Raw genomic sequence first — 18296 nt, forward strand, 5'->3', positions numbered from 1 at the left:
ATAAGACAAGAAAGGTATTATCATTTACTTAGGGCCAGCCTCCAATGCATTTTTTACAGACCCGTGGGTTTTCAACAACTTTTCAGCTTCCTCGTAATCAACCCCTAATCCTTCTACGATATAGCGGGTACCACGATCAACTAACTTATCATTGGTTAGTTGCATATTTACCATTTTATTCCCTTTTACCTTTCCAATTTTAATCATTAAGGCCGTTGATATCATGTTCAAAACCAATTTTTGAGACGTCCCACTTTTCATTCTCGTACTTCCCGTCAAAAACTCCGGACCAACATTTACCGCAATGGCGATGTCTACCGCTTCGGTAACTGGGGAACCAGGATTATTGGTTATACATGCGGTCAGTATATTTTCTGCCCTGGCCATTTTTAATCCACCTATAACATAAGGCGTAGTTCCTGATGCAGCTATACCAACAAGTACATCATTTGTATTAATGTTATGTGCTTTTAAGTCCAACCAAGCCTGTTGTGTATCATCTTCGGCATTTTCTACCGCTTTTCGAATGGCAGTATCTCCCCCAGCAATAATTCCAACAACACGTTCGTGAGGCAAACCAAACGTAGGCGGAATTTCGGAGGCATCCAGAACACCCAATCGTCCGCTTGTTCCGGCACCTATATAAAACAATCGTCCACCCTTTTCAAAACGCTCACTCAAAGCATCAACCAGTTTGGAGACTTGCGGTATCACTTTTTCAACGGCAAAGGCAATCTTCTTATCTTCATCGTTCATGGATTGTAAAATGGTCTTGGTGTCCATTTGATCCAAGTCATTATAATGTGATGGGGTCTCTGTAATTTTTGTATACTTCATTTTATACTTATAAAATTTTTATATCATTGTTTTTGAATGCGCTTAACAAGTCATTATTTGGGTCTAACTCGGTAATCATGGTGTTTATAGTATTGATATCGCAAGTTTTATAGCGGTGTTGAGAGTTTAGTTTTTCTGAAATAGATAATAGAACTGTTTTTTTGGAAGCTTTAATTACCGCTTTTTTAATCTGTACAATATCCCAATCAAACTCTGTGAGCCCGAACATGGCATCTACATAACCTGTACCTATAAAACTAAAATCTACCCTAATTTCCGCTAGATTATGAATGGTATTCGCGCCTATTGCAATTTGAGACTCTTTTGCAATTTGTCCCCCAATCATAATTACAGTAACATTTGGCTTGTTGGACAATTCCATAGCTACGGCTAAACTAATGGTAAAACAAGTAAGGTCTAAATTTTCCGGAATAAGCTGCGCCAATTCTAAACAAGTCGTACCTCCATCGATAAAAACGACTGCGCCATCCTTAAGCATAGCTGCTGCTTTTTGGGCGATGACTCTTTTCTGATCTACTGCATAGATATTTTGGTTTCTAGCACTATTGGTCGTAAATCCTAAAGAAATGGCACCCCCATGAACCTTTCTTAGTTTTTTATTCAAATCCAGTTCTTTCACGTCCCGTCGAATAGTATCTATAGAGACATCTAGGGTTTCGGCAATATCGGTCAACAGAATCCTGTTATGAAGCTCTACCTCACTTAAAATAGTCTGTTGTCTTTCTTCTTTTAACATGATATATTCTAAATTTCAATCAAAGATAGTAAAAATAAAAAAATGCTGTTTTATTCTATAATCAGATATAAAAGTAGTTTTTTATTTATGTAAAATGCAAAAAACAGCAAGATAAATAGCAAAAAACAGCATAAGCTAAAATTCTTGCTTATATTTGCCTGATTTAAGAATCCAAACGAAACATACCTTTTATGAAAATTGCTTCCGCCAAATCCCCTATTTCAATTGACTACAAACCTGTGGGTCAGTTCGAAGAAACGCGTTATGAAAAAATCCATAATGCCATCTTTGCAGATTCCAACCATGCTTCCATAAAGGTTGCAGAGGAAATTGTGGAATTAATACGAAATAAACAATCCCAAAACAAAACCTGTGTACTTGGTTTAGCAACGGGCTCCTCTCCTATTCGTGTTTATGAGGAATTGGTGCGGCAGCACAAGGAAGAAGGTCTTAGCTTTAAAAACGTGATTACTTTTAATCTGGACGAGTATTTACCCATGGAAAAAAGTAACATTCAGAGTTACCATTATTTTATGCACGAACATTTGTTCAATCATGTAGATATCCCCGCAGAGAGCATACATATTCCAGATGGCACAGCGGCTTCTGAAGATACAGCAGCCTACTGTTTGGCCTATGATAAAAAAATAAAGGAATTTGGAGGGCTGGATTTTCAGTTATTAGGAATTGGCCGTACTGGGCATGTCGGTTTTAATGAACCCGGATCGCACTACAATTCTGGCACTCGTGTTATTACCTTGGATCACATTACCAGAGTAGATGCTGCACCATCTTTTTTAGGCATCGATAATGTTCCTCGAAAAGCAATCACTATGGGCATAGCCACAGTGCGAAAATCTAAGCGTATAGTCTTATTAGGTTGGGGACAAAATAAAGCAGATATCCTTAAACAAACCATAGAGGGTGAAATCACATCCCATGTGCCTGCTACCTATCTACAAAATCATGATAATTGTACTTTTGTTTTGGATACTGGCGCTGGTAGTGAACTTACACGCAATAAAACACCTTGGCTTGTTGGTGCCTGCAAATGGACGGAGGAATTAAAGGCTAAGGCAATTATCTGGCTTTGTGATAATACCGGAAAGACAATTTTGAGTTTAACAGACAAAGATTATAATGATAATGGCATGGCAGAACTCCTACTGGAAGGGGATTCTTACGATCTTAACATTTCTATGTTCAACAAACTACAACATAGTATTACGGGTTGGCCAGGAGGCAAACCAAAAGCCGATGACACCTACAGGCCAGAACGCGCAACACCTGATAAGAAAAGAGTTATTATCTTTAGTCCACACCCAGACGACGATGTTATTTCTATGGGAGGAACATTTGACAGGCTGGTCGAACAAGGGCACGAAGTACATGTTGTGTATCAAACTTCTGGTAATATTGCCGTTTCTGATACGGATGCCAGAAAATATGCAGAAATAGCCATGCAGATAAACCCTTCCGACAAAGCAAAAGAAATTATTGATTCTATTGCTCAAAAAAGGGAAAGTGAAGTTGATTCCTTACCCGTTCGGAAATTAAAAGGGAATATAAGAAAAGGGGAATCTTACGCGGCTACGCGTTATGTAGGCTTGGAGGACACCAATGTTCATTTCTTAGACCTTCCGTTTTACGAAACTGGCACCATTAAAAAGAAGAATTTATCAGATGCCGATGTTGCTATCATGACCGAAATCATCAAGGAATTGAAACCACATCAAATTTATGCAGCAGGTGATCTTGCAGATCCTCACGGCACCCATAAAGTATGTTTAGATGCTGTTTTTGCAGCTTTAGAAGAGTTGAAATCTGAACCATTCTTAACCGATTGTTGGGTATGGCTGTACCGTGGTGCATGGCACGAATGGGATATCCATGAAATTGAAATGTGTGTGCCTATGAGCCCTGCACAGGTAATTAAAAAGAGAAATGCAATTTTTGCCCATCAATCCCAAAAAGATGGCGTTATGTTTCAAGGAGACGATGCAAGGGAATTTTGGATGCGGGCCGAGGAACGCAACAAGGATACAGCTAACAAATACAAGGCGCTGGGAATGTCGGCTTATGCGGCAATGGAAGCTTTTGTAAGATACAAGTTTAATTAAATTTCAATCTATCCCTAAAAGGTCTATTTTAGTTCAAAATAGACCTTTTTTTTGTTATATATGCGACACTTTCTACTCCTTTTATTGGCTGTTTTATTATGTAATTCTTGTGGAATATTGCACACTAAAATACCCCAACCCAAAAGAGAATTTAGAGGCGTTTGGGTCGCCACTGTCGTAAACATTGATTGGCCTAAAAAGGGAATAGACACTGCCGAAAAACAAAAAAAGGATTTTCTGGATATTCTAGATTTTTATGCCAATCTAAAGTATAATGCCGTCATTGTTCAGGTACGTGCATCAGGAGATGCTTTTTATAAATCTGAATTTGCTCCATGGTCGCGCTTTTTAACTGGGGAAGAAGGCAAACCTTCCGCTTGGAAAGAGGACAATCTGGATTGGATGATTAATGAAGCCCATAAAAGAGGAATGGAATTTCATGCTTGGCTAAATCCATATCGAGCAACTTTTGATATGAAAACCGATATCCTCAGTAATACACATGACTACTGTACAAATCCGGATTGGATGGTGAAATACGGAAAAAAATACTACTATAATCCCGGACTTCCAGAGGTAAGGGAACGTTTTTTAAATGTCATAGAAGAAATAGTTATCGAATACAATATAGACGCAGTTCATTTTGATGATTACTTTTATCCCTACAAAATTAAAGATTTGGTTTTTCAGGATTCTTTGGCGTTTGACACTTACGGAAAGCCTAATCAATCGTTAGACGACTGGCGAAGAAGCAACATAGATTCCTTAGTAAAAGAGGTAAGCCAAACCATTAAAACAGTAAAACCATGGGTTCAATTTGGTATTAGTCCATTTGGGGTATGGAAAAATAATTCTACAGACCCTCGCGGCTCAGATACACAGGCGGGACAAACAACCTACGAAGACTTGTACGCAGACCCCATACTTTGGATGCAAGAAGGATGGATTGACTATTTGGCACCACAGGTGTATTGGAGTATGGATTTTCCCGCTGCGTCACACAGAAAAATAGTGGACTGGTGGGCAAAAAATAATAACGACACCAACCTTTACATAGGCAATGGGGCCTATAAGATAAGAAACAACAGTGATGTGGCATGGGAGCGTAAAAAAGAACTTCCAGAGCAAATGACATTGGCACGAAAGACTTCAAAAATACAAGGGAATATACTTTTTAGTGCAAGATCATTGATGAACGATAATCCTGATGTTGTAAGCTATTTAAAAAAAAAATACTATAAATTTCCTTCTTTACCTCCAGCACCTATAACTAATACCGGTTCTATTTCAAAAGACATACAATTAGTTTCCAAAAATCGAACACGTAATTCCATACAACTAACGTTTAAAGGTATTGATGATAAGTCCTATGCTTTGTTGTATGCATCAAGCAAAAGGGTTAAATCGGAGTACCCGATGAAAAAGCTGATACGAAAATTACATATCAAAGGAAATTCAGAACAAATTAAGCTCCCTAGTGATATCACTTCCAATCGTTACCTTGCCATTACATTTTTAGACAAATACGGTAAGGAAAGTTCCCCGATAGTAATCCAACCAAAAAAATTAACCAAAAATGATACAAAAAAATAAATGGGCTTGGGCTTGGGTACCCACACTTTACTTTGCCCAAGGGTTGCCTTATGCATTAGTGGTTACTGTATCGGTAATTATGTACAAAAGGTTAGGTTTTAGTAATTCTGACTTAGGGCTATATACTAGTTTATTGTATTTACCGTGGGTCATAAAACCGTTGTGGAGTCCGTTTGTTGATTTAAAAAGCACGAAACGTAATTGGTTTTTAGGAATGCAATTACTCGCCTCCGTAGCGCTTTTAGCTATAGGACTTACATTACCAACAAATATTTTTTTTGTTACAAGTTTAGCCTGTTTTTGGATGGTTGCCTTTGCCTCTGCTACAAATGATATTGCTACAGATGGCTACTATATGATAGGACTTACGGAAGACAAGCAGTCATTTTTTGTTGGAATGCGGTCTGTCTTTTATAAACTAGCCAGTGTAACGGGACAAGGTTTACTGGTCGTGTTAGCCGGGTTTTTGGAAAACAAATATGGAGATAATACCAAAGCTTGGTCCTACACCATGCTGTGTGCAGGTTCTTTGATGTTGCTTATGACCTTATCTAACTTTTTTGTGACTCCAAAATTTGAAAGCTCAAGAGCCATCTCATTAGAAAAACCAAAGGGTTTTTTAGAGGTTTTTATTTCCTTCTTTAAAAAACCTGGTATGCGTATCGCTATCGCATTTATTCTATTTTTTAGATTGGGTGAATCTCAATTAGTAAAAATGGCTTCTCCTTTCCTGCTAGACCCTACCTCTGTTGGCGGATTAGGATATAGCACATCGGAAGTGGGTACTATTTACGGGACCATTGGCGTTGTCTTTTTAACAGTAGGTGGTATTCTAGGCGGAATATTAATCTCGCGCCAAGGATTAAAAAAATGGATGCTACCCATGCTAATTTCGCTAAATGCTCCCAATGCACTTTATGCGTTATTAGCCCTTACCGGAACAACAGAAATCTGGGCAGTAGTAGGAACCGTTATTGTGGAACAATTTGGCTACGGCTTTGGTATTTCAGGTTTTATGGTATACTTGATTTACGTTGCCGAAGGAAATTCTAAAACGTCTCACTATGCACTTGCTACCGGTTTTATGGCTTTAGGGATGATGCTACCAGGTTTGATAAGTGGTTACGTTCAGGAATGGCTTGGCTATGACGGTTTCTTCATTTGGGTAGTAGTAGCGGCTTTCCCAGCATTTGTTATCCTAAGATACATTAAATATCCCGCCGATTTTGGCAAAGCAAAAGAGAAAAATGAGCAAAATATATAATTACGATGTAATGAAAGAGCGCCTTTCAACGATAGAAAAAGTAGGGCAACTTTTTATGCCCGCCGCTTTTATAAACGATACCGAAGCCGAAATACTCCAATTGGAAAAATTGATAGAAACGCATCGCATTGGCAGCCTGTGTTTTTTCCACTCCCGTGCAAGTGCGGCAACCAATTATGAAGGCAAGAATAAGGTGGTTTACAACGAAAATAGTTTTGAAACGCTACAGAATTTGATTCAACGGTATCAGTCCATTTCTAAATATCCATTGCTCATAGCCATTGATGCCGAATGGGGCCTGGCAATGCGAATAGAAAATACACCTCAGTATCCGTATGGGATTACCTTGGGCGCCATACAAGACAACAAAGCGCTTATTTTTGAGGTTGGTGCACACATTGCAAAAGACTGCAAAGCAGCAGGAATCCATTGGAATTTGGCTCCCGTGGTAGACATAAATAACAATCCAGACAACCCCGTAATCGGTTACCGTTCCTTTGGAGAAAATCGTGACTTGGTAACTCAAAAAGCCATTGCTTTTGTTAAAGGAACTGAAAGTGAAGGTATTCTTACGAGTATCAAGCATTTTCCAGGTCATGGAGATACAGCTACGGATTCCCACTTAGGGCTTCCGGTAATAGCAAAAACAAAAAGTGAACTACTAGAAAACGAACTGTATCCGTTTCAACAACTTATAAACGAAGGCGTTGATTCCGTTATGGCAGGACACCTTTCGGTTCCAAGTCTGACCACAACAGATGACCGACCGTCAAGCATAAATAAAAATATTATTACGGAGGTGCTTAGAAATGAAATGGGTTACACGGGTGTGGTAATTTCGGATGCGTTAAATATGCGTGCAGTTTCTAAACATTATCCTGACAGAGGAGTGTTAGAATGGCTTGCCTTTGATGCTGGGAACGATGTACTTTGTTTCGCTGAGCATACGGCTGAAGGGATTGAAAAAATTCTAAATAATGCTACAAAAGAACAAATAAATACTAGTTTTAACCGTGTTTGGAAACTAAAGGAGAAAGCGTTTCAAAATACAAATTCAAATTCAAAATTGGATGTTGCTAGCTGCTCGGTATTAAACCGAAAATTAGCAGAAAAAAGCCTGACCCTTTTACATGGCTTAGAAACAGATATTTCAGAATTCAGAAATACCGATTTCTGTACCCTAACGATTAAACGTTTTTCAGAAGCTAATGAAGCTCAAGAAATCCTTAGTGCTTTGGAGACAACCAAGCAAGAAGTAACGGATGAAGAACATATTCTTTTACTGCTCACCCCACCAACAGTAAAGCCAACGAACAATTTTGGATTTCTTAATCAAGAGCTCGATTTCATCAACCAGATGATTGCTACTAAAAAAGTAGTGCTTTATCATTTTGGAAATCCATTAGCACTAAGAACTATTCATGCAAAAGGAACCTTAGCCACAGTTATCGTTTATCAAGACTTTAAGGAATTTCAAGATGTAGCCACGGAACACTTTTTAGGAAAAGTAGAAGCGGTAGGAAAATTACCTGTAACGCTATAAATCAAAAAATCCAAACCTATGAAAACTCATAAAATTTTAGGACTGATGTCCGGCACCTCTTTAGACGGTCTGGATTTGGCCTATTGCCATTTCACAGAAGGAAAAGGCGTTTGGACTTTTGATATCGTAAACACAAAGAGTATTCCCTATGCAACAAAACAGCAAACCGAACTTAAAGATGCAATACACTTAAGTGTTGAAGACCTGTTTCAACTACACAACAGCTATGGCACTTGGCTGGGGGAACAAGTACTATCTTTTATAGAAAAAAACCAGGTTGCCGTAGACTATGTAGCAAGCCATGGTCATACGACGCACCATAGACCAGAACTTGGTTTTACGGTACAGATTGGTTCTGGACAACATTTAGCAAACGCGGCTAAACAGCATGTTATATGTGATTTTAGAACAAACGATATCGCCCTTGGAGGGCAAGGTGCCCCACTTGTACCTATAGGAGACCAACTACTATTCAAAGAGTATGATTTCTGTTTGAACTTGGGAGGAATAAGCAATATATCTTTTGATGTCAAAGGAAAACGAATTGCCTATGACATCGGTTTGGCTAATATGATTCTTAATTATATTACGCGTAAAATCAACTTAGCATACGATAAAGGCGGCGTATTGGCACGTTCTGGAAATATCAATCCGGAAATGCTGCGAAAATTAAACGGTTTAAACTACTATCTCCTACCCCATCCAAAATCTATTGGGTATGAATGGTTTTTGGAACAAGTAGTTCCAATTGTAGATAGTACCGAGGCAACTACAGAAGACTTATTGCACACATCAATCCATCATATTTGCGAAAAAATTACACAACAAATACAGCAGAATACAATAACATCTGGTCAAAAAGTACTAGTCACGGGAGGTGGCGCCTTAAATACTTTTTTAGTAGATACACTAACCGATAAAATAGGTTCGGAAATCCGAATAGTGGTTCCAGAAAAAAAACTAATCAACTTTAAAGAAGCTATGGTATTTGCCTTTATGGGCGCACTTAGAGCTGAAAAAAAAGTGAATGTATTTAGTTCCGTTACAGGGGCTACAAGAAATTCATCTAGTGGTGTCCTTTATTTGCCAGGTTAAGTTATTAGCTTGTTGTTTTATTAATCTGTGAGGGTTTTGTTCGAAATATAAGAAACAAGGTCGTGGATAAAAATCCGCATGCACCCAAACCTACGAATAAAGGCCATACCGTTTCTTGAACAAAACTTCCCACATACAGGGAAATAGGTATGGATAAAATTGTGGAAATAAATCCGGTTATGGCCGCGCCAATTCCTGCAATATGACCTATTGGCTGCATGGCTATAGAACGCATATTCCCCCATACAAAACCCAAGGAAAAAAATAAGGATGCTAAGAAGCATAATAAAATTGGCAAACCTGGGTTGGGCTTTCCAAAAAATAATACAGCATACGTAAGGGCTACCAAAGTAAAAAGAATAAGTGCATATAAGGCTAATTTCCGCATTCCAAAACGCACTACAAGTGTACCGTTGAGGAAAGTGGATAGCCCGATGGAAAGCGCCAAGCCTGCAAAAATATAGGGAAACGAATCCTTTAAATTATATTGGTCTTCAAAAACATGTTGTGCAGAACTCAGATACACCAAAAAAGAGCCGGTAATAAATCCTGAAACCATGGTACACGCCACCGTTTCGGTATACTTAAATATCTCTTTGGTTCCCTTTATGAAAATCGACAGAGAAAAAGGAACTTTATACTCCGGCTTCAATGTTTCTACCTGTCGCTTCCAAAACCAAATCCCTACCACCAGAGCAAAAAAGAGTTGCATGTAGAATATGGCCTCCCATCCCATAGTTTCTAAAATAACCTTGCCAATAGCTGGAGCAACAACAGGAATTAAAATAAAAAAGGCAGTAACAAAAGACATGATTTTGGCCATGTAATCACCTGAATAGGTGTCTCGTATAATAGAAATACTGACTGTTCTGGGTGCAGAAAGTCCTATCCCTTGTAAAATCCTACCTACCACCATCCATTCAAGAGAAGGAGCCAAAACACATAGAATACTCGCAAAAGCGAAAAGAACAAACCCAATATACACCACAGGCTTTCTACCATAACTATCAGATAGTGGACCAAAGAAAAGTTGTCCAAAACCCAAGCCTAAAAAAATCATGACGATTAATAGTTGATTATCCGTAGGATTCAAACTATTAATACTAATACCTATTTCCGCTATGGCTGGCAATAATGCATCTATAGACAACGCTACAATAGACATCAGAGATGCCATAAGGGCTATAAATTCAAAATTAGGTTTTACCTGCTCGTTTTGCATAAATGCAAAAGTACTTCTAATTACGACCCTAGTAGACTATTGAAAGTTGATTTTTAAATTTCATCGAAATTTGATATTCAAATATGTATTTTTGAAACAAATTTTAGAAATATGCTTATTATTGGAATCGCTGGTGGCACAGGCTGTGGAAAAACCACGGTGGTGAACCAGATTATAAACGAACTGCCAAATGAAAAGGTGGGCGTAATTTCACAGGATTCCTATTACAACGATCTTTCGCACCTGACCTTGGAGGAACGTAGAAAAATAAATTTTGACCACCCCAACTCCATCGATTTCATATTATTGGAAAGCCATTTAACAGCTTTAAAATCCGGAGAATCCATAGAACAACCGGTCTATTCCTTTTTAGAATGCAACCGAACGGGGAAAACAGTGCCTACACATCCTACCAAAGTGATGATTGTAGAAGGAATATTGATTATGACGAATCCGGAAATAAGAAAAATGTTCGATATTAAAATATTTGTACATGCCGATACGGACGAGCGACTCATCAGAAGATTAAAACGCGACGTAAACGAACGTGGTTGGAACTTGGACGAAACCTTAGAAAAATACCAAACCGTAATAAAACCTATGCACGACCAGTTCATAGAGCCTACTAAAGAATATGCGGACATTATTATCCCCAACAACAAATACAACACAGTTGCCGTTGATATAGTACGAAGTATCATCAACGAACGATTAGCAGAAACCTAATGGGACTCAAAACACTCCGAAAACAAAAATGGTTTAAAATCATGACGAATATGTACGTTATGGTGCTGACTGCATTTTTAATATGGATGATTTTTTTTGACACCAACTCGATGCTTATTCACCAAGAGCTTAAAAAGGAAATAAAAAAGTTGGAGAAAACTCAAGATTTTTTAAACAAAGAGATTTCAAAAGATAAAAAGATAATAGAAAAACTTTCCAACAAAGAAGAGTTAGAAAAGTTCGCAAGAGAAGAATATTATCTCAAAAAAAAGAACGAGGAAATCTATCTTATAGAATATGAGGATAGTTTAAAAATCGAAATCCCGTAAAGAGCTTTATACCACTGGGTAACCAAACCGGTACAATATCAAAGAACACAAAGCAACTAGAGTAACACATTGGCCTTTAAAAGTTTAACTTTATTTTGGTAAAAACCAATTAGATATTCATCGAGTGTTAACAAAATCCTTTCATTAACACTATAAATAATTGTATTTTTACGACCTAACATATGACGTTTATGGGCAAGATAATTGCTATTGCAAATCAAAAGGGTGGCGTAGGTAAAACGACAACGTCAGTGAATTTGGCAGCCGCGCTTGGTGTGCTAGAACAAAAGGTTCTCTTGATAGATGCAGATCCCCAAGCAAATGCCACATCTGGCCTAGGAATTAATGTGGACGATATTGAAATTGGAAGCTACCAGCTGTTGGAGCATACCAAAACAGCAAAGGAAGCCATCATCTCTACCTCGTCACCAAACGTTGACCTTATTCCGGCACATATAGATCTTGTAGCCATAGAAATAGAACTGGTAGACAAAGATGAGCGGGAGTACATGATGAAGAAGGCAATTACAGACCTAAAAAAAGATTACGATTTTATTTTAATAGATTGTGCTCCTTCCTTGGGTTTAATTACTTTAAATGCACTTACAGCGGCAGACTCGGTAATCATCCCTATCCAATGTGAATATTTTGCACTGGAAGGATTGGGTAAATTATTGAATACCATTAAAAGCATACAGCGGATTCATAATGCTGATTTGGATATTGAGGGTATGCTATTGACCATGTATGATTCTAGGTTACGATTGTCCAATCAAGTGGTAGAAGAAGTGAAAAAGCACTTTGGAGATATGGTTTTCGATACCATTATCCAACGTAACGTAAGGCTTAGCGAAGCCCCAAGCTATGGTGAGAGCATTATAAAGTATGATGCCTCCAGCAAGGGAGCCACTAACTACCTAAACTTAGCTAGCGAGGTAGTCAAGAAAAATAAGCAGATAGTTTAAAATGGCAAAAGCAGTTAAAAAACAAGCACTCGGAAGAGGTCTATCGGCATTGCTGAAAGACCCCGAAAACGATATTAAATCAGCATCGGATAAAAATGCCGATAAAGTTGTTGGTCATATTATTGAACTTGATTTAGAATTTATTGAAGTGAACCCTTTTCAACCAAGGTCTAATTTCAATGATGAATCTTTGCAAGAATTAGCTACTTCCATTCGAGAATTAGGCGTAATACAACCTATCACGGTACGGAAATTAGGTTTTAACAACTATCAACTTGTATCTGGGGAAAGACGTTTTAGAGCTTCTAAGTTATTGAGCCTCCAAACCATACCTGCCTACATTCGTATTGCCAACGACCAAGAATCCTTGGAAATGGCCTTGGTAGAAAACATACAGCGGCAGGACCTAGACCCTATTGAAATAGCCCTTTCCTATCAAAGGTTGATAGACGAAATAAACCTCACACAAGAAAAGCTAAGCGAACGGGTAGGTAAAAAGAGATCTACGATTGCTAATTATATGCGGTTATTAAAACTAGACCCCATCATACAAACTGGCATGCGAGATGGTTTCCTAAGTATGGGACATGGCAGGGCTTTAGTCAATATTGAAGATAGGGAAGATCAAATTACATTGTACGAGAAAATTGTAGGACAACGGCTGTCTGTTAGGGAAACCGAAAATGCAGTAAAAGCTTTTAAGGAGGCTATTGAAGGTAAACCTTTAAAAAAGAAAGTAAAAGAAACACCAGAATTCATCAATAATGGTACTCAAGAATTAGGAGAACGTTTATCCGTAAAGGTAGCTATAAGTACTACCGGAAAATCCAAAGGAAAAATTACGATTCCGTTTCATTCCGAAGAAGAGTTTAAGCGAATAAAAAAGCTCATAACCGGTGCATAAACTCCAAGGCCTTTTGTTTGTTTGTCTATTTTCTTTAATCCTATGTCAGGCACAAGAAACTAGTGAAACTAGCACCCAAGAGGCAGACAGCACTGTAACCGATGCTTTAGCGAGTGAAAATTTGGTAATCCTTGATTCTTTAATTTCTACCAAGAAAGCCATAAACCCTTTAGCACCAAGTAAAGCTGCTTTCTACTCTACTGTACTTCCTGGCCTAGGACAGATTTATAACAAAAAATATTGGAAGGCCCCTATCGTTTGGGGTGCACTAGGAGGAAGTGTGTATATGTACGCCTTAAAAAATGATACCTATCGAAGATTCAGAACGGCTTTCAAACGAAGGCAGGCGGGTTTTACGGACGACGAGTTTTTCGATTTAAACGGGGACAATGAGCTTGGGCAAGCTCCTGATTTTGATGCTGGTGATTTAGAAAATCAACAAGAACGTTTTCAAGAGGAAAGAGACTTATGGCTCGTTGCAACTATAATTATTTATGCCCTAAACATCGTAGACGCCAATGTGACAGCCCACTTGAAGCAATTTAATATAGATGATGACCTAAGTTTTGACTTTCAACCCTATCTTGATTTAAACCCCGTTTCCAATAGCGCCAACTACGGGATGGCGTTAACCATTAAATTTTAAATATGAAGATTGCGCTGTTTGGCTACGGAAAAATGGGGCAGATGATTGAGCGCATTGCGCTGGACAGAAACCATCAAATCGTTGCTAAAATTGATATAAACACACAAGAAATAGATTTTAAGAATATAGATGTAGCCATTGATTTTAGCGTGCCTGAAGCCGCCTTTGGAAATATTTCTAAATGTATTGAAAACAACACGCCGGTTATTTCCGGAACTACAGGATGGTTAGATAAGCATGACGACGCAGTAACACTGTGCGAACAAAAAAATGGGGCTTTTATATATGCCTCCAACTTTAGTTTGGGTGTGAATATATTTTTTGAACTCAATACACAACTGGCCAAAATGATGCAGCATTTAGAGCAGTACAACGTTGCTATCGAAGAAATACATCACACCCAGAAATTAGATGCTCCGAGCGGCACGGCAATAACACTAGCTGACGGGATTATAGAAAACTCAGCATACAAAGGATGGGTATTAGCTAAAACAGAAGCAGGATACCTACCTATTACATCAAAACGCATTAGAACTACACCTGGTACGCACACCACTACATACAACAGTCAAGTAGACGATATTACGATACAGCATACAGCCCACAACAGAGAAGGGTTTGCGGAAGGTGCAATCATAGCCGCGGAATGGATTATTGGTAAAACAGGAGTCTTTACCATGCGAGATGTGTTAAACCTTGGTTAAAAAAAGTAACAATTTTTATCGAACAGTACTAATGACACATAGGTAGTATTAATGATATAATACGCAAACGTCATCAACTTAATAAATAATAACATTATGAACGGTACACAATGGATTCTTTTTATACTCCTGGTACAGGTCGTCCATTTTTTAGGAACATGGAAATTATATGTAAAAGCAGGTAGAAAAGCATGGGAAGCTGCTATCCCAATTTACAACGCAGTTGTTTTAATGCAAATCATCAATAGGCCCAAATGGTGGGTGATTTTGCTGTTTATTCCGATTATCAATTTACTCATGTTCCCTGTACTTTGGGTAGAGACTATTCGCAGTTACCGTAGAAACACAACCTTGGAATCTTGGTTGGTGATTTTCACCTTGGGCTTTTATATCTACTACGTTAATTATGCCCTAGATGTAAAATATATAGAAGATAGAAGCCTTCAACCCAAGACCGCTATGGGAGAATGGGTAAGCTCTATTGTTTTTGCTGTAGTTGCAGCCACTTTGGTGCATACTTATTTTATTCAACCCTATGTAATCCCAACAGGATCCTTAGAACGCACCCTTAGAGTGGGTGATTTCCTTTTTGTTAGTAAATTTCATTACGGCGCAAGAACGCCAATGACAACGGTTGCTGCACCCATGGTACATGATACCTTGCCCGTTGTGGGTGTTCCTTCGTACCTTAAGAAACCACAACTTCCATACTTTAGACTTCCTGGATTTACAAAGGTAGACCGCAATGATATTGTCGTTTTTAGCTGGCCTGCAGATACAGTCAGGAGATTCTTCAAGAGGGAAGCCGGTGTTAAAAAACCGATAGACAAAAAATCAAACTACGTAAAACGTTGTGTTGGTGTTCCCGGAGATTCTTTAGAAGTCCGGAATGGCTACGTTTTTATTAATGGCAAACAGTTGGAGTTGCCTGGTAGCGCAAAACCACAGTACGACTATACCATTTACAGTAGCAAAGGAGTTTCTTCTAGGTTATTGGAGAAAATTGGTGTGACCGATTTTACCAGAAAATACCTATCCAATGCACTAAACCAACAACAAGCGCAGGCAGTAAACCAATATTTACTCGGATATGACCAAGGAGAAAATAATCAGTTGGAGTTGTATACTAAAAGTTCTGGTATTCCTACAACTACCATTAAAAAATTCGGACTGTCCTTGCGTGAAGTAACGGATAGAGAGCGGCTTGTCCCATTAACAGATGATATGGTAGCTGTACTTCGGGGAGATACCAGTATTGATTCGGTAGTTCAAAAAATCACCCCAAAAGGCAGACGCGGCACTAATCTATTTCCACAAAGCCCAGATTATAATTGGAACTACAGCCAACTCGGTGCTATCTATATCCCTAAAAAAGGAACCACCGTTGACTTAAACTTGAGAACCCTACCCCTATACAAGAAAATTATACGGGATTATGAACTAAATACCATTAGTGTTTCCGGTAATCAAATTAGTATAAATGACGATGTAGCCAACTCCTATACCTTCAAACAGGATTATTATTGGATGATGGGCGACAACAGAGATCATTCGGAAGACAGTCGCGCTTGGGGCTACGTTCCAGAGAATCATATTGTAGGTACTCCTATTTTTATTTGGATGAGTTTTGATAATTTTACAGAAAACATCACCAATTGGAGACCCCGCTGGAATCGTGTCTTTACAACCGTAAATGGCGATGGAGAACCACAGTCCTACTTCAAATACTTTCTAATACTCTTGGCAGCTTATTTTGTAGGAAGTTGGCTTTGGAAACGTAAAAAATCTAATCAAGCCTAGTTATGAGTATTCTGTACCCTGCCTATTTTCCTACTATTGCATTTTTTACCGTGTTCGCACAAAGTGATGGAATTATATGGGAAACGCAGGGCAACTATCAAAAACAGACTTTTAGAAATAGAACCTACATCTGCAATGACAGAGGAGAGCATATACTCAGCATTCCCATATCCCATGCAGGTAACAGTAAAGGAAAAAAACTAAACAGTGATGTAAAAATAGACAACACTTATCCTTGGCAACGGCAACACTGGCGCACTTTAGAAACAGCCTATAGAACCTCCCCCTACTTCGAATTTTACGAAGATGATATTAAACCGCTGTATGATACGGAGTTCGAATACTTGATGGACTTTAACCTAAAAACCATCGAAATCATTTGTGATTGCCTACAGCTAGAAATGCCTCGTGCCAACACCGAAGTTTTTAAAATAGACCACGAGAATGATTACCGTGATTTGGTGCGTGTGAAAAATAAGTTTCAATTAGAGCAAACAGATTACGTACAAGTCTTTGGAGACCGCCATGGTTTTACCCCAAATCTTAGCATACTTGATCTTTTATTCAACCTAGGGCCAAATGCTACGATTTATTTAAAAGAAACTAAACTCATGGCAGGTAATGCTTAGGTTCTTACTGCACTATGGCATTCACTTTATAGTACCCTTAGGAATTGCCTATTTCTTTTTTAAGGAACACCGTTTAAAAGCGGTACTTATTTTATTAGCAGGGATTATCCTAGATATTGATCATGTACTAGCTACTCCTATTTTTGATACCATGCGATGTAGCGTCAACTTTCATCCCTTACATTCGTATTGGGCCATAGGTGTTTATATAGTGATGACAGGCTATAAGAAAACACGTATTTGGGGTATCGCTTTCCTCATCCATATGTTAGCGGACATCGTAGATTGTTTATTTATTGAAGGGAATTTTGATTGATGCCATAATAGGATCATGATCGGAAAGGCCAATATCATAATTCCGATGCCCAACTACTTCAAAGGAAGGATCTACCAATATAAAATCGATACGAAAAGGGAATTTCCAAAAATTGATAGTCCCACCATAACCACTACCCGCTTCTATAAATGTGTCTTTCAAATCTCTTTTTAGGTTGAAGTACACACTAGAGAATTGGTTGTTATTAAAATCGCCAACTACGATATTCTTATAAGGACTATTGGCCATATGATTACGAACGATTTCCGATTGTTGCTGCTGTTTTTGAAAGGACTTTCGCAACCTAGCAAGTAGCTTGTCCGAACGCTCAAGCTTTATACTTCCTGGACGTATGCGCAAAGATTGTAGATGTAGGTTGTAAATTCTAAGAGTATCTGTCTTATAAATAATATCGGCATACACTGCACTATTATCAGAATATGGAAAGTGCAACAACCCTTGGTCTACGATTTTATATTTCGAATAAATAGCCTGTATGACCGTTTCCGAAGCCTTTCCAAACTCAAAATCTACGAAACTAAAGGGATATGCCTCAAAATCATCACTTCGGATTTTTTTGTAATCAAATTCTTGAAAACAAATGATATCTGGACGTTCCTCATTAATGAACCCTGCAATACTATCACCAACAGAACGTTCCCAGTCATTCGCTTTACCTCTATAACCTTGACTATTGAAACTCATAAGCCGCAGAGAAATATTTTCATCAGCTTTTGTAGAAGTACTTCTTAGTTTTACGAAAGAGCCTAGCGTCACATAACTGTATACAAGGACTGCAATAGGTATTACCACTAAAAACTTTCTTTGCAAAACCCAGTACACAAC

General features: G+C 38.4%; 18 protein-coding genes. 14 read left to right on the forward strand and 4 right to left on the reverse strand.

Going from position 1 to position 18296, the window contains the following annotated elements:
• Nucleotides 1-24 precede the first annotated feature (24 nt).
• Both murQ and Q360_RS0115260 read right to left on the reverse strand, forming a co-directional pair.
• On the reverse strand, nt 25-837 hold the full coding sequence (gene murQ / locus Q360_RS0115255) for an N-acetylmuramic acid 6-phosphate etherase (protein WP_027077852.1): 813 nt from the start codon (nt 835-837) through the stop codon (nt 25-27).
• 7 nt (nt 838-844) lie between these two features.
• Nucleotides 845-1594: a DeoR/GlpR family DNA-binding transcription regulator gene (locus Q360_RS0115260; RefSeq protein ID WP_027077853.1), complete on the reverse strand. Its 750-nt coding sequence runs from the start codon at nt 1592-1594 to the stop codon at nt 845-847.
• A 191-nt stretch (nt 1595-1785) separates the two neighbouring features.
• Here Q360_RS0115260 and nagB point away from each other — a divergent pair, with 191 nt between their 5' ends.
• The 5 genes from nagB (at nt 1786) to Q360_RS0115285 (ending at nt 9209) form a co-directional block, all read left to right on the forward strand.
• Complete coding sequence (gene nagB / locus Q360_RS0115265) at nt 1786-3714, forward strand: glucosamine-6-phosphate deaminase (protein WP_027077854.1); 1929 nt, start codon at nt 1786-1788, stop codon at nt 3712-3714.
• Between the two features lie 117 nt (nt 3715-3831).
• Entirely contained in the window at nt 3832-5307 is a 1476-nt protein-coding gene (locus Q360_RS0115270) for a glycoside hydrolase family 10 protein (RefSeq protein ID WP_245603277.1), read from the forward strand.
• Complete coding sequence (locus Q360_RS0115275) at nt 5291-6571, forward strand: MFS transporter (RefSeq protein WP_027077856.1); 1281 nt, start codon at nt 5291-5293, stop codon at nt 6569-6571. The genes Q360_RS0115270 and Q360_RS0115275 overlap by 17 nt, the downstream gene beginning before the upstream one ends.
• Nucleotides 6555-8114, forward strand: coding sequence for a glycoside hydrolase family 3 protein (locus Q360_RS0115280; protein WP_027077857.1), 1560 nt, complete (start codon nt 6555-6557; stop codon nt 8112-8114). The genes Q360_RS0115275 and Q360_RS0115280 overlap by 17 nt, the downstream gene beginning before the upstream one ends.
• Nucleotides 8115-8132: 18 nt before the next feature.
• Nucleotides 8133-9209 carry an anhydro-N-acetylmuramic acid kinase gene (locus tag Q360_RS0115285; protein ID WP_027077858.1) on the forward strand — a complete coding sequence of 359 codons (1077 nt, stop codon included), beginning with the start codon at nt 8133-8135 and terminating at the stop codon, nt 9207-9209.
• Nucleotides 9210-9213: 4 nt separating this feature from the next.
• Here Q360_RS0115285 and Q360_RS0115290 read toward each other — a convergent pair whose 3' ends face one another.
• Nucleotides 9214-10431 carry a multidrug effflux MFS transporter gene (locus Q360_RS0115290; protein WP_027077859.1) on the reverse strand — a complete coding sequence of 406 codons (1218 nt, stop codon included), beginning with the start codon at nt 10429-10431 and terminating at the stop codon, nt 9214-9216.
• Between the two features lie 111 nt (nt 10432-10542).
• On the opposite strand from Q360_RS0115290, the gene udk reads away from it, so the two are divergent.
• The 9 genes from udk (at nt 10543) to Q360_RS0115340 (ending at nt 17450) form a co-directional block, all read left to right on the forward strand.
• Nucleotides 10543-11157: a uridine kinase gene (udk, locus tag Q360_RS0115295; RefSeq protein ID WP_027077860.1), complete on the forward strand. Its 615-nt coding sequence runs from the start codon at nt 10543-10545 to the stop codon at nt 11155-11157.
• On the forward strand, nt 11157-11486 hold the full coding sequence (locus tag Q360_RS0115300; protein WP_027077861.1) for an FtsB family cell division protein: 330 nt from the start codon (nt 11157-11159) through the stop codon (nt 11484-11486). The genes udk and Q360_RS0115300 overlap by 1 nt, the downstream gene beginning before the upstream one ends.
• A gap of 191 nt (nt 11487-11677) precedes the next feature.
• On the forward strand, nt 11678-12451 hold the full coding sequence (locus Q360_RS0115310) for a ParA family protein (RefSeq protein WP_027077862.1): 774 nt from the start codon (nt 11678-11680) through the stop codon (nt 12449-12451).
• A gap of 1 nt (nt 12452) precedes the next feature.
• Nucleotides 12453-13355 carry a ParB/RepB/Spo0J family partition protein gene (locus Q360_RS0115315; RefSeq protein WP_027077863.1) on the forward strand — a complete coding sequence of 301 codons (903 nt, stop codon included), beginning with the start codon at nt 12453-12455 and terminating at the stop codon, nt 13353-13355.
• On the forward strand, nt 13348-14001 hold the full coding sequence (locus Q360_RS0115320; protein ID WP_156950134.1) for a DUF5683 domain-containing protein: 654 nt from the start codon (nt 13348-13350) through the stop codon (nt 13999-14001). Before Q360_RS0115315 ends, Q360_RS0115320 begins: the two co-directional genes overlap by 8 nt.
• 2 nt (nt 14002-14003) lie before the next feature.
• Complete coding sequence (gene dapB / locus Q360_RS0115325; protein ID WP_027077865.1) at nt 14004-14705, forward strand: 4-hydroxy-tetrahydrodipicolinate reductase; 702 nt, start codon at nt 14004-14006, stop codon at nt 14703-14705.
• 96 nt (nt 14706-14801) lie between these two features.
• Nucleotides 14802-16505, forward strand: coding sequence for a signal peptidase I (gene lepB / locus Q360_RS0115330; RefSeq protein ID WP_027077866.1), 1704 nt, complete (start codon nt 14802-14804; stop codon nt 16503-16505).
• 2 nt (nt 16506-16507) lie between these two features.
• Nucleotides 16508-17134 (forward strand): WbqC family protein, encoded by a 627-nt coding sequence (locus Q360_RS23540; protein WP_036196150.1) that lies wholly within the window; start codon nt 16508-16510, stop codon nt 17132-17134.
• Nucleotides 17127-17450 (forward strand): DUF6122 family protein, encoded by a 324-nt coding sequence (locus Q360_RS0115340; RefSeq protein WP_027077867.1) that lies wholly within the window; start codon nt 17127-17129, stop codon nt 17448-17450. The genes Q360_RS23540 and Q360_RS0115340 overlap by 8 nt, the downstream gene beginning before the upstream one ends.
• Here the strand turns inward: Q360_RS0115340 and Q360_RS0115345 are convergent.
• Complete coding sequence (locus Q360_RS0115345; protein ID WP_169734662.1) at nt 17424-18263, reverse strand: endonuclease/exonuclease/phosphatase family protein; 840 nt, start codon at nt 18261-18263, stop codon at nt 17424-17426. The two genes, Q360_RS0115340 and Q360_RS0115345, sit on opposite strands and share 27 nt — an antisense overlap.
• Nucleotides 18264-18296: the final 33 nt, after the last annotated feature.

This window comes from Maribacter antarcticus DSM 21422, from assembly GCF_000621125.1.
GTDB classification, from domain to species: Bacteria; Bacteroidota; Bacteroidia; order Flavobacteriales; family Flavobacteriaceae; genus Maribacter; species Maribacter antarcticus.